General features: G+C 45.1%; 17 protein-coding genes. 10 read left to right on the top strand and 7 right to left on the bottom strand.

Features of this window, described 5'->3' with window-relative positions:
* The first annotated feature begins 211 nt into the window (after positions 1 to 211).
* The 4 genes from RMO79_RS04370 to RMO79_RS04355 all read left to right on the top strand — a co-directional run bounded on the left by RMO79_RS04370 (position 212) and on the right by RMO79_RS04355 (position 2,271).
* Positions 212 to 574, top strand: a complete 363-nt coding sequence (locus RMO79_RS04370; protein WP_310481845.1) for a hypothetical protein — start codon at positions 212 to 214, stop codon at positions 572 to 574.
* A gap of 172 nt (positions 575 to 746) precedes the next feature.
* Positions 747 to 1,031: a YggT family protein gene (locus RMO79_RS04365; RefSeq protein ID WP_310481844.1), complete on the top strand. Its 285-nt coding sequence runs from the start codon at positions 747 to 749 to the stop codon at positions 1,029 to 1,031.
* Positions 1,032 to 1,122: 91 nt separating this feature from the next.
* On the top strand, positions 1,123 to 1,668 hold the full coding sequence (locus RMO79_RS04360) for a DUF456 family protein (protein ID WP_310481843.1): 546 nt from the start codon (positions 1,123 to 1,125) through the stop codon (positions 1,666 to 1,668).
* A gap of 39 nt (positions 1,669 to 1,707) precedes the next feature.
* On the top strand, positions 1,708 to 2,271 hold the full coding sequence (locus RMO79_RS04355; protein ID WP_310481842.1) for a hypothetical protein: 564 nt from the start codon (positions 1,708 to 1,710) through the stop codon (positions 2,269 to 2,271).
* A gap of 3 nt (positions 2,272 to 2,274) precedes the next feature.
* Here RMO79_RS04355 and RMO79_RS04350 read toward each other — a convergent pair whose 3' ends face one another.
* The gene (locus RMO79_RS04350; protein ID WP_310481841.1) at positions 2,275 to 2,451 is read right to left on the bottom strand and encodes a hypothetical protein; all 177 of its coding nucleotides are present in this window, start codon (positions 2,449 to 2,451) and stop codon (positions 2,275 to 2,277) included.
* 209 nt (positions 2,452 to 2,660) lie between these two features.
* Here RMO79_RS04350 and RMO79_RS04345 point away from each other — a divergent pair, with 209 nt between their 5' ends.
* The gene (locus RMO79_RS04345) at positions 2,661 to 3,437 is read left to right on the top strand and encodes a 7-carboxy-7-deazaguanine synthase QueE (protein ID WP_310481840.1); all 777 of its coding nucleotides are present in this window, start codon (positions 2,661 to 2,663) and stop codon (positions 3,435 to 3,437) included.
* Between the two features lie 194 nt (positions 3,438 to 3,631).
* Here the strand turns inward: RMO79_RS04345 and RMO79_RS04340 are convergent, their stop codons facing one another.
* Positions 3,632 to 4,303 (bottom strand): DUF3386 domain-containing protein, encoded by a 672-nt coding sequence (locus RMO79_RS04340; RefSeq protein ID WP_310481839.1) that lies wholly within the window; start codon positions 4,301 to 4,303, stop codon positions 3,632 to 3,634.
* Positions 4,304 to 4,395: 92 nt separating this feature from the next.
* Here RMO79_RS04340 and RMO79_RS04335 point away from each other — a divergent pair, with 92 nt between their 5' ends.
* Both RMO79_RS04335 and RMO79_RS04330 read left to right on the top strand, forming a co-directional pair.
* On the top strand, positions 4,396 to 5,034 hold the full coding sequence (locus tag RMO79_RS04335) for a hypothetical protein (protein ID WP_310481838.1): 639 nt from the start codon (positions 4,396 to 4,398) through the stop codon (positions 5,032 to 5,034).
* Positions 5,035 to 5,310: 276 nt separating this feature from the next.
* The gene (locus tag RMO79_RS04330) at positions 5,311 to 5,688 is read left to right on the top strand and encodes a DUF2358 domain-containing protein (protein ID WP_310481837.1); all 378 of its coding nucleotides are present in this window, start codon (positions 5,311 to 5,313) and stop codon (positions 5,686 to 5,688) included.
* A gap of 85 nt (positions 5,689 to 5,773) precedes the next feature.
* Here the strand turns inward: RMO79_RS04330 and RMO79_RS04325 are convergent, their stop codons facing one another.
* From RMO79_RS04325 to RMO79_RS04305, 5 genes are all read right to left on the bottom strand, one after another.
* Complete coding sequence (locus tag RMO79_RS04325) at positions 5,774 to 6,973, bottom strand: argininosuccinate synthase (RefSeq protein ID WP_310481836.1); 1,200 nt, start codon at positions 6,971 to 6,973, stop codon at positions 5,774 to 5,776.
* A gap of 193 nt (positions 6,974 to 7,166) precedes the next feature.
* Positions 7,167 to 7,385 carry a DUF4327 family protein gene (locus RMO79_RS04320; protein ID WP_295616192.1) on the bottom strand — a complete coding sequence of 73 codons (219 nt, stop codon included), beginning with the start codon at positions 7,383 to 7,385 and terminating at the stop codon, positions 7,167 to 7,169.
* A gap of 309 nt (positions 7,386 to 7,694) precedes the next feature.
* Positions 7,695 to 8,150, bottom strand: coding sequence for a divergent PAP2 family protein (locus RMO79_RS04315; protein WP_310481846.1), 456 nt, complete (start codon positions 8,148 to 8,150; stop codon positions 7,695 to 7,697).
* A 179-nt stretch (positions 8,151 to 8,329) separates the two neighbouring features.
* Complete coding sequence (gene crtE, locus RMO79_RS04310; protein ID WP_310481835.1) at positions 8,330 to 9,250, bottom strand: geranylgeranyl diphosphate synthase CrtE; 921 nt, start codon at positions 9,248 to 9,250, stop codon at positions 8,330 to 8,332.
* A gap of 165 nt (positions 9,251 to 9,415) precedes the next feature.
* A complete protein-coding gene (locus tag RMO79_RS04305; RefSeq protein ID WP_396136516.1) occupies positions 9,416 to 10,111 on the bottom strand; it encodes a diacylglycerol/polyprenol kinase family protein in 696 nt (231 codons plus the stop codon).
* A 69-nt stretch (positions 10,112 to 10,180) separates the two neighbouring features.
* Here RMO79_RS04305 and yidD point away from each other — a divergent pair, with 69 nt between their 5' ends.
* The 3 genes from yidD (at position 10,181) to RMO79_RS04290 (ending at position 11,693) form a co-directional block, all read left to right on the top strand.
* A complete protein-coding gene (gene yidD / locus RMO79_RS04300) occupies positions 10,181 to 10,396 on the top strand; it encodes a membrane protein insertion efficiency factor YidD (protein ID WP_310481833.1) in 216 nt (71 codons plus the stop codon).
* Between the two features lie 75 nt (positions 10,397 to 10,471).
* Positions 10,472 to 11,182 (top strand): M15 family metallopeptidase, encoded by a 711-nt coding sequence (locus tag RMO79_RS04295; protein WP_310481832.1) that lies wholly within the window; start codon positions 10,472 to 10,474, stop codon positions 11,180 to 11,182.
* Positions 11,183 to 11,315: 133 nt separating this feature from the next.
* A complete protein-coding gene (locus RMO79_RS04290; protein ID WP_310481831.1) occupies positions 11,316 to 11,693 on the top strand; it encodes a DUF3110 domain-containing protein in 378 nt (125 codons plus the stop codon).
* Positions 11,694 to 11,801 lie beyond the last annotated feature (108 nt).

Below are 11,801 nucleotides of genomic sequence, written 5' to 3'. Positions count from 1 at the left end.
TGAAAAGGTGCTCTACTTGCGGCTCACCTTTGGACGGGTTCCCCGTCAAAAAAGGTGAGACAAGACAGGGGAAACCCCAAGACCGCACTTTTCGCTAAAACCTAACACCCATCTTACTGAAAACCCATAACTAGCAACTTGGGTTAGTTAACTTGGCTGTGTAATTTGGTAAGAGATGCGAAAATGGTAATGTTTATCAGGAGAACGATCGATGAGTAACCGAGATGGATTTAGTGGTGGGTTTTGGCTGGGTACGATCGTTGGTGGTGTAGTTGGCGGGGTCGTGGGTGCGACAATTGCCAATCGACGCGCCAATCGATTTGAAGACGAAGATCGCAGTAGCTTGTCGGGCGAAAGTGGCGAGAACAGACCGCTAAAATCCAGCCGCAACCGGAGACTCGATCGCATGGAAATGGCCCGGCGGAGTTTGGATGATAAAATTAGTGACTTGAATAATGCGATCGATTCGGTCAGATCGACTATTTCTCAAGTTCCAGGCGAACCGATCGATCGCCATAATGAAGATATCGAAGATAACAGCAAACCACAACGCCCGATCGATAACCAGGGCTGAGATGGGAGTCAGGAGTCAGGAGTGAGGTTTTCCAAATCCAAAATCCAAAATGGTATGAGTCGGTCGAAGCCAGAGCGTGTAGTCGGTTAGTACGGTATCCTGGGCAATCCATAAATACCAGTCGATCGGTTAAACTAGGTGCAGCAAGTTTTCGCTCATACCATCATCTTTTATGGACAACGCCGCCATCGCGCCCTTACTATTTGTCAGCATTTCCAAATTCTTAGAATATTACTCGTACATTCTGTTTGTCAGGTTGTTACTAACCTGGTTTCCCAATATTGACTGGATGCAGCAAATTATCGGCTTTCTAAGTCCGATTACCGATCCTTACCTTAATCTGTTCCGGTTCGTACCGCCGATCGGCATGATAGATCTATCCCCAATCATTGCGATTTTTGCCTTACAATTTGCAATGTCAGCCTTAGCCGCACTGGCTCCAGCATTATCTTTTTAAGTTAAATTCGGGGTTTGCAGATCTAACCCCAATTTTACCGCTCTAAATATTGAGATCGAGATTCAGATCGCCAACCATCGATATCTCTAACGTGACAACTACAACAGCAATTTACGTCATTTTATTGCTAATCACCCTGATTGGGGTGATTGGCGCGGTAGTACCAGTCATGCCTGGGCCGATTTTGATTTTGGGTGCGTCGATCGGGATGGGGTTGCTCTACGATTGGGATAAGGCAACAATCTCGATCGTCGTTTCTAGTATCGTCCTGATCATGTGTTTTGCGATCGAGCAGTTATCGGGCATCTGGGGCGCGCAAAAAGCTGGAGCCAGTAATTGGGGTCAAATTGGTTCGATCGTCGGTTTAATCCTCGGATTTATCGGGCTGTTGCCCGCTTTACCTGTGGGCGGGCCACTTGTCGGGCTGTTTTTCGGGCCGTTTATCGGCGCGGTCGTGGGTGAGTTATTATATCCTCGTCAAGTACCGCTAGTAGAAAGATTTATCATCTCTGTTAAAGCTGGTGTCGGGATTGTCTTAGGCTCGGTTATCGGTCTGGTAATTCAAGGTTTATTATCTCTATTTGCGGCGATCGTCTTAATCGCAACTACTTGGCATCTAGGCATGGGAATTAGTTGAAACTCGCACATTTTTTTTCAATAGAGTCTTGCCTAAGTAATGACGATCTCTAGAGTTGTATTTTTATTATTACCCTTACTATCGATCGGATCGGGAACTATTGCCTTAGCACAAAGTCAACCATCTAACCAGATTGAATGTGCTAGAGCGATTCCCACACCGATTGTTAAAAAGGCTATTTTTCCAAATATTAAATTTGTCTTAATACCCGATCTCGACCGCGTGCCGATCGGGATGGAAACAGTCAGATTTAATAATGGAGATCGGCTAATAATTACCAATACTGGCTGTGAAAGCTACATCTTCAATTTTCAATTTGAAACGAGTCGATTTGCCGCAGATATCAACAATAGTAAGTATTGGTACGATCGCGCCGTCCAGTTAATGCGACAGGTGAAACCGGGTATCGAAGTCCAGTCAAATATTGACAGAGGTATTCAGGCTCTAGAAAATTACCGGAACGCAAATAATCGGCTAGAAATCGGCAAAGAAATTAATTACGGCGGTGAAGATATTCGATCGGTTGTCAAACTAGTTGAAGTCCAAAAAACTGGGACTAAAAAGTTTTTAGTGACTGTGAATTTTTATTATGGGCCGCTCTAATCTTCACCCGCGAAAAGCATCGGGACGAGCGAGAAAGGTTAATTCTGTGTCGGTAAATTTTTCTTGAATAATTCGATCGACATTAGGATCGGATTTAAACCACACCGAGCGCGGTTTTCCAACCGATCGATCTGGATTACCAAACCAAAAATTGATAATTTCCGTGACTCGATCCATCATTTACTCCAACTTCGATAATTTTTAAATTAGGCTAATACTTTCCAGCAGCCCCCGTAACTAATGTAATCATGTCTGAAGATGCTCGACAAGAGTACTTGCAACCAAGTCAACTCTTGAGCTAATGCGTTGGGCGGAGCCTTCCCTTTGGGAAATCGGCTCGAACCCGATCTAGAATAGTTAGTTCATCTGTTATTCCTAGTCTTCGCTCTATGACTGCACTCACAGCTAACTTAATTGAAATTTTCTCAGCGATTCAAGGTGAGGGCATTAATGTGGGGACGCGCCAGATCTTTGTCCGGTTTGGTGGCTGTGACTTGCGTTGCGCTTACTGCGATAGCCAACATACTTGGCAAAAACAACCGACTTGCTCGATCGAGCAGACTCCGGGAGAGCGGGATTTTAGCACTCATGATAACCCGATCGAGCTGTCGCAATTACTAACATGGGTCGATCGACAAAATATTCCTCACCTTCACGATAGTATCAGTATCACGGGTGGCGAACCGCTATTACACGCGCCATTTCTGGTTGAATTTTTGCCGCAAGTCAAGGCATTAACCAAACTTCCCATCTATTTAGAGACAGGCGGACATCGCCCCAGTCAATTAAGGCAAATTTTACCCTGGCTGGATTTGGTGGGTATGGATATTAAATTACCCAGCGTCAGCGGTGAAAATCATTGGGGAAAACATCAGGAGTTTCTGCAAATATGTCAAGCCGATCGGGTCGATGTCTTCGTGAAAATTATTATTTCGCAAACTACTAGCCCCGCCGAACTCCAGCAAGCAGCTCGGTTAGTGGCTGATGTAGATGAGCGCACCGTTATTTTTTTGCAACCGATGACGGCGTTAGCTCAACCGCATACCAATCCAGATTTAACTGCACCAACACCAGCTCAAGTACTGGCTTGGCAAGCTTTAATGAAGGAGTACGTATCACAGGTGCGGGTAATTCCACAAACACATAAAATGCTCGGTCAGTTGTAAGATCGAATCCGCTTTGCAAAGACTAAAGGGGAAGTACTATCCACTATCCCCTACTGACTGCATCCTAGTCAGATGTAGAATCAGGCGTTGCTGAAAAGATGTCTGATTTCCCTCTTGGCGAAACGTCTAATTCCCTAAAGCCCAAAGCCTAAAGCCTCAAAACTTTTAATACATTAATTCAGCAACGCCTAAAATTACACTGTCGCAGCTACAGCTTCGACCTTGGCGGGTAATAACTCAATATTAGTAAAGTTAAACTCGGTAGTCGTTGGTTGACCGTTTTCTTCAGCTTGGATAATCCGTTGGCGCAGAATTTGGTAATCGCCAGCTTGTTGATAATTATCTTCAAACACGATTTTACCGCTCTTGACTTCGCCCGTCGCCGGATCGGTATAGACCGAATCGTAACGATGAGACAGATAGCCAGCACCAGTATCGTGACTGCTGAAAGTATCGATCGTCACTCGAATGCCGTGAATAAGGCGATGAACGTGGCAAACTTCGTTGTTCCGAAGTTTATACCGATCGCCTTCTGATTTGCCACCCATGAGAATTTCTACCGCACCTGTGGAGTCGGTTTCGCCATAGCTAAAGGTATTTTTGCTATGAGTCTCGGCAAATGTCCGGCGGACGCGATGGATCGCAACTTCGCGGAGTTGTCCGATAATAGAGTTACGAGCTTCCTCATCTTCAATCCCCATCACTTCCGCACTCAAATTGGCATTAACGACGATCGTGCCATTCAAAACCACATCGCCATGCTTAAACTCAACCGCCGCCTTGTAGCCAGGAAAATTTGGCTCCCAAGTATAGCGATTTTCGTATGCAGCCTGAAATAGCTCTTGCGCCGATTTTGATTCTGTCATCTTGCCTAAATGTGTTATTTGGTATTTAATCCCATTTTAGAGATTTTTTCCTGAATTTTCGCTCTGAGACGATCGGATGATGATAATTAAAGATGACTAGTCCAGATTTCCAACTATCGAGTTCGGACTTTCGCGCGGTAGCAACTGCTTTCGCTGTCGAACGTCAGGTATTGACTCCCGAATTAGCCCAATCGATCGCCGACAAAGAAAAAATCGCCGCTGGACTGTTATTGTGGTTATCACTCGCGATCGGTCGCACTATTGCCAACGTGTGCATCGAGAGTATCGATCGAATCTATCCACCCGGACGCAATCAAGGCTTAATTGATTTTAAAGTAGTTTGTCTGGTACCCGATCGGGATCGAGTTTATCTGGGGGTTTGCGTCTTACCCTTTACCGATCCCAAATTGCTAGATGAAGCTTGTACTCGATTGTTAGTATATAAGGATTTTGGACTCGATCGATTGTGCCTACTCCGCCAAAACGATTTAATGACCGATGTTCGGCTGTTACCACTATGTTTACCTAAGTTATTATCTACTGACATCGGCGGTCATTTTATTCCCCTCAAATCTAAGGATCTCTTAACTCTACTAGCAATATTGTCGGTATTCAAACACAAGCACCAGCACGAACTTACCACCGAAATGATTCGCGCTTACGTTTTACAGACAGAACCTCCATCGAAGAGTGAATTAATTCATAATATTCTTACTACCGCTCAGTTTTAGGTTTTAGGCTTTAGGTGTTAGGTTTTAGGCTTTAGGTTTTTCTCCCAGTCTCTCTTGAAAAGGTGCTTCACTTGCGGCGTTTTTATATCTCCTGTCGGAGAGGCTTCGCCAACGGGGGTTCCCCCCGAATAAGAAAACGACAAGACAGGGGGAACCAAGCGACGTTTGTGGGGGAAGCTTCCCCCACAAAGCTCGCGCCCAAGAACGCACTTTTCGCTCCCAGTCCCCCCAACTCCCCGTCTCCCATCTCCCATTTCCGCACTCCCATCTTCCCCAATGGATATCCTCGAAATTCTCCGTCAAGACTATGCTAAATTCCCGATCGATCAAAATTATGACATCTATGCTGAAGATGTCTATTTTCAAGATCCAACCTCGAAGTTTAGGGGACTGGACCGCTATCGAAAAACGATCGCATTCATTCAAAAATGGTTTAAAAATCCCCAATTAGAACTACTAGAAATTCAACGAATCGACCGACTAATAACCACCCGCTGGTCGTTAAGCTGGAATACACCCCTACCCTGGGAACCCCGGATCGAGATTACTGGTAGGAGTGAATTATTAGTCAACGATTTAGAGTTAATTACCAGCCATATCGACTATTGGGATCGATCGATATTAGATGTAGTAAAGCAGCACTTTAGGGAATAGGGAATAGGGAATAGGGAATAGGGAATAGATATTAGAAGTGTTCAAACTCCTTACTTCTTACTCCTTACTTCTTACTCCTTACTTTCTATTTATTCCGTTGCGACCAAACCCGCGTTGGTAAACCCCAAACATAGATAAAGCCTTCAGCAGCTTTATGATCGAACCTGTCGTCAGCACCGTAGGTAGCCAAGTCCATGTCGTAGAGACTATTGCTAGACTGGCGGCCGACAATCACCGCATTGCCCTTAAATAGCTTGATCCGGATGGTGCCAGATACTCGCGCTTGGGTTTGCTCGATAAAAGCATCTAAGGCAGCTTTAAGCGGCGAATACCACAGACCGTTATAAACCATTTTGCTGTAGGTTTCTTCGATGCTGCGTTTGTATTGGGTAACATCGCCTGTCAGGGTGAGGCTTTCTAGTTCCCGATGTGCTTGAATCAGTACGGATAAAGCTGGGACTTCATAGATTTCCCGCGATTTAATACCTACCAGTCGATTTTCCACCATATCGATCCGACCGATACCATGATTGCCGACGAGTTGATTTAATCGGGTGATTAGGGCGACCGGATCTAGTGCTACGCTATTAACACTGACTGGAATACCTCGATCGAAGCCAATTTCGATGTATTCTGGCTCGTTGGGAGTATTCTCGATCGCTTTTGTGAGTGCGTAAACTTCTTCGAGCGGCTCTACCCAAGGATCTTCAAGCGGCCCAGCTTCAACGCTGCGTCCGAGTAAATTAAGATCGACGCTATAGGGTGAGGATTTTTTGACAGGTGAGGGAATACCGCATTTTTCGCCATACGCGATGGTTTCTTCGCGGCTCATCCCCCATTCCCGTGCGGGAGCTAGCACTTTTAAGTTAGGATTGAGGGCAGCGATCGAGACATCGAACCTGACTTGATCGTTACCTTTACCAGTACAGCCGTGTGCGACTGCATCCGCACCATATTCAGCCGCTGCTTCCACCAGCAGTTTGGCAATCAGGGGACGCGCTAACGCAGTGGAGAGCGGATACCGATTTTCGTATAAAGCATTTGCCTTGAGTGCGGGAAAAGCATAATCTGTAATAAAACTTTCCGTCGCTTTGGCAATGAGCGAGACACTAGCACCTGAATTTAAAGCTTTCTGACGAATCGGTTCTAATTCGTCGCCCTGTCCCAAATCTGCGGCGAGAGTAATTACTTCTTCAACGCCCCATTCTTGCTTGAGGTAAGGAATGCAGACTGAGGTATCTACGCCACCTGAATAAGCAAGTACAACTTTTTTAGCACGACCCATAGATAGTTAACTTCTAAATATAACGAGTCTTTATTATCTAGTGAATGGTGGCTAGTGGCTAGTAGCTATCGATTAGTTGTGGAAAAGTAGCCTAAAGCCACAAGGCGGGTGAAAAAATAGTCTACAGCGTAGCTGCAAATCCTACAAATTCCGGCTTTAAGACCGATTTTAACCTTTATATCTAAATTTAAGTTTAGTCTTCGTCCCAACCTTCAACTTCGAGGAGATCGCTGACTGGATCTTGGAGGGTAAAACCGAATTCTAATAATTCATTTTTCCAATGTTGCCATTTGTCGCCATATAAAAAGGCAATTTTCCAAATTCGATCGCTAGGATTGAGAATCTTGGAAGCTACCAAAGATTCTACCTGACGTTGCATTTTCACCATCGGGTGAAGCACTTGCTGGGTCATAGATGAAGATTTAATTGTTTGAATGCTTGAATGAAACTAACTTCGCGCTACATAATCGATCGAGCGCGGTAAGATAATGCTTATAAAAGTTCGCTCTTATATTTGTACCGTATAACTACGAACATTGTCAAACTTTATTTTACTAAAGATCGCGATCGAAATAAAATCGATCTGCGGGCAATCTCACTCGCTCTATTTATCATTCGATAAATATACCGTGCCAGATTGTATTACGTGCGTTCCGATTCGGAAGCGATTGCCAAAGGCAGGTTTTCTCCTGAAGGAGAGGCTACGCCAACGACCAATGAATTAAGGAATTTGTAAACTCAGCCAGGTAATGGCGATGCCTAAGATCGAGCCAGCAATTACCTGCACTGGAGTATGTCCCAACAATTCTTTGAGTTTCTCCTCGTTGAATTTATGGTCTTCAGAAAATAATTCATCGACCATTTGATTGAGAATTCGGGCTTGTTTGCCAGCAGCTTGACGAACTCCAGCCGCATCGTACATCACAATGATTGCAAAAATTGCGGCGATCGCAAAGTCGGCACTTTTCCAGCCCGAACTTTGTCCGACTCCAGTTGCTAGTGCGGTTACTAATGCCGAATGCGCGCTGGGCATTCCGCCTGTAGTTGTCAACACTTTGGCACTAAATTTACCATTTTGAATCAGATCGATAATCAGTTTGAGTACCTGAGCGATCAGACAAGCGGCAATGGCTACTAGTAAAATGCGGTTATCGAGCATCAGACCGATATCATTAATGAGAGGGGTTGTTTTATTCACCACGCAAGCGACCTAAATTGAGAGGAGAACTGAAGTAATATTGAATGCTCGATCGGTACAGCAATGAATTTAGATTATCGCCATTGACGTAACAACTTGACTGGAGCGAGGAGCCGAACCAGGTGAAATCGTCACTCTCGATCTGAAGATCGCCAGAATTAATTTTTCCGATCGATAATATAATCGGCTAATGCTTGCAGCGGTCGCGCTCGATCTCCAAATTCAGCCAAGATGGTTTTAGCCTCAGCTACCAGTTTATCAGCTTGGTGTCTAGATTCTTCCAATCCCCACAGTTTGGGATAGGTTGCTTTTTGAGCTTGTAAATCTTTGCCTGCTGTTTTACCCAATTCGGCTTGGGTAGCGGTGATATCGAGAATATCGTCGATAATTTGGAATGCCAATCCGATATTGTGGGCAAATTTAGCTAATTTTTCGATTTCTAATTCGGTTGCGCCTGCGAGAATCGCTCCACCAACTACCGATGATTTAAACAACGCGCCTGTTTTATGATTGTGGATGTACATCAGTGTCTCGATCGAGATCTGTGCATTACCTTCCGATTCTAAATCTACCACTTGTCCGCCGACTAAACCATCGGCACCAACGGCTTGGGCTAAATGAGCGATGGCGCGAAGGACGCGATCTGCACTGACTCCGTGCGTATGGGTGGCGATATACTCAAAAGCATAGGCGAGCAATCCATCCCCAGCGAGAATCGCGATATCTTCCCCATATACTTTATGATTTGTCAATTTACCCCGCCGATAATCATCATTATCCATCGCCGGAAGATCGTCATGAATCAGCGACATGGTATGAACCATCTCTAGCGCGCAAGCCATCGGCATTGCCACCTCTGGATTGCCACCAACTGCTTCACAACTAGCCAAGCACAAAATCGGGCGCAGCCGCTTGCCACCAGCTAACAATGAGTACCTCATAGCTGCATAAATTGTATCGGGGTAGCCGGGGCGAATAGCCGCATCTAGAGCCGCTTCTACCTTAGGCTGTCGATCGGCTATGTATGCTTTAAGATCGAAGGCAGCGATCGTCGAGATTAAATCCTGGTTGCTAGTCATTGGTGCTAGAAAGTGGGGAGCGGGATCGCAACCGTCGATCGGTTCGAGATCCTTGTCTCAACTATTTTACGAGGATTTGGTTCGTTTTAGGTTTTAGGTTTTAGGGAAGAAGGTGTAAAGGGTAAATTTACCTCCCAGTCCCCCAGTCCCCCAGTCTCCCAGTCCCTATCCACCATTGACTAGTTGGTTAAAAAAGAAGGCTAAAGCCGCGCTAATTAAGGGTACTGTAAGGTTGTCTAATCCCCATTGAGCGATCGATTCGATGGCGGTGGCGGCGATGGCGACGGGGATGCCTACCAGCCAGGTTTGCCAAATATTACCTTGAACGGTTAATAAAACGATCGCGACAATGGCATAACTAACAACTAGCATCGTCAACGTTCCTTCCCAACTTTTGGTATTACCGACAATTTGATAGGGATGCTTGCCAAATGTCTGTCCGATAATCGCCGCCAATCCGTCACCCCAAGCCATAATCAGAATTCCAATGACAGCATAGTGAGGTAAATTGAGATGCCAAAATATGGCTGTCAAAATGCCAATACTTGCAGCATAAAAAAACGTCCCCAAACTTTTGCGCCCGACGCTATTTACGCCTGGTAAAATTGGCAGACGGTAAGAAATTAACGTAATTATTCCCGCTAACACTCCCGAAATAATTCCTACCCAGGCGGGTAATTCCAGCAACCAGGCAAGTAAAATTACATTACCAGTGCCAATATGCACCACCTTACGGACTCGTTCGGGATCTGTATCTGTGTAACGATGTAAAAGTTCGGCAAACATCACGATCGAGCCAACATATACTGGAACTGTGGCAATTCTTAACCAGAGATTGGAATCGGCAAAAAGTGTTGGCATGTAAAATGGTTGACCGTTGAGAGTCGATCGCAAGCATTATTTCAGATTAGCCCAGACCAGACACAGACGATGAAAAAAAGTTTAATTCGATCGATCCGAGGCTATCAAAAATTTATATCGCCTTTATTCCCACCTAGTTGTCGGTTTACACCAACTTGCTCTCAATATGCGATCGAGGCAGTCGATCGATTTGGTACGCTTAGAGGTAGTTATTTAGCCACCATGCGGATTTGTCGCTGTCATCCCTTCCATCCCGGCGGCTACGATCCCATTCCTGAGGAGTAAGGGGTGTGGGAAGTGTGGGAAGTGTGGGAGGAGAAATTAAGGAACGCAGTTCCAAAACCTAAAACCTAAAGCCTAATGCTCAAACCCTATCGTCAAGTACCCATCCAAGAATGTGGCGAACCGCTAGTTGCGATTCCGTTAGAATTATTTGCGATCGAAACACCGCATCCATATATCAAGTGTGGCGCAGATTATGATGGTAAATCTCCTTATTATCTCCGCCAAGGAGTACTAGATCGACTAATTCAGGCTCAGGACTATTTACAGCAAATCCATCCGGGTTGGCGGATTCAGATTTTTGATGCTTATCGTCCGGTACAGGTGCAGCAGTATATGGTGGATTATACTTTTCATCAGACAGTTCGCGATCGGCAATTAGATCTGGCAAATCTTTCAGCAGCGCAACAGCAGGAAATTTGGGACGATGTTTATCAAGTTTGGGCGATACCAACTTTCGATTTGGCAACACCACCGCCGCACAGTACGGGAGCTGCGATCGATATTACACTGGTAGATGAGGATGGAGAACCTGTAAATATGGGTTCGCCGATCGATGAAATGTCCGATCGCTCTTTACCGGAATATTTTGCCAATGCTCTAGATCCGATCGAAATCCAATACCACCAAAATCGCCAACTCCTCGATCGGATTATGACCGATAGTGGCACAATTCGACACCCTAGTGAATGGTGGCATTTTTCCTGTGGCGACCAATTATGGGCATGGTTAAAGCATCAAGTCGATCCTCTACATCCGCTTGAAGCTTTTTATGGCAGAGTTATCTAGTCAAGAGCGGCTGTAAATAGAGGTATATTTCGATCGGCGATCGCCCATTCCGGCTTACTATGGAAGAAAGATCTCATTACGATGGATCTGTCTATGGTAATGAAATTTATACAAATAACAAATCACAAATTCCATGAGTGTCTTTGTCTTATTATTTAACGCGCGCACTGATAATGAGGGAATTTATTCTACTCAAGTTGGCGATCGCAATGTAATTTTAATGTTTGAACAAGAAGATGATGCACTGCGGTATGCCGATCAATTAGAAGCTGAAGATTTCCCCAAGCCCACGGTAGAAGGCATCGATCCGGAAGAAATCAAGGAATTCTGTCAAGATTCTGACTACGATTTTATTATCGTTACGCCGGAAATGTTGGTCACGCCGCCTTCTCAAAATCTAGAAGAAACAGATTGGCAACCGGAAGGAAAACAGCAATCTCAAGTGGAGGATGACGATGACAATAGCATCGATCTCGAAGCAATGCGTAAACGTTTAGAAAAGTTACTTTAATACTCAAAACCTCCCCTTAATAAGCTACGGTGTATACGTAAGTTATTTAAGTTGCTGCATAGTCCCTTTACCCCACCCCAGCCTTCCCCTTTATAAGGGGGGGTAAAC

It is taken from the genome of Chamaesiphon sp. VAR_48_metabat_403 (assembly GCF_031422475.1).
Lineage (GTDB): Bacteria > Cyanobacteriota > Cyanobacteriia > Cyanobacteriales > Chamaesiphonaceae > Chamaesiphon.
Note: the sequence above shows the minus strand (reverse complement) of the source record. Positions and strands in the feature narration are given on the sequence as shown.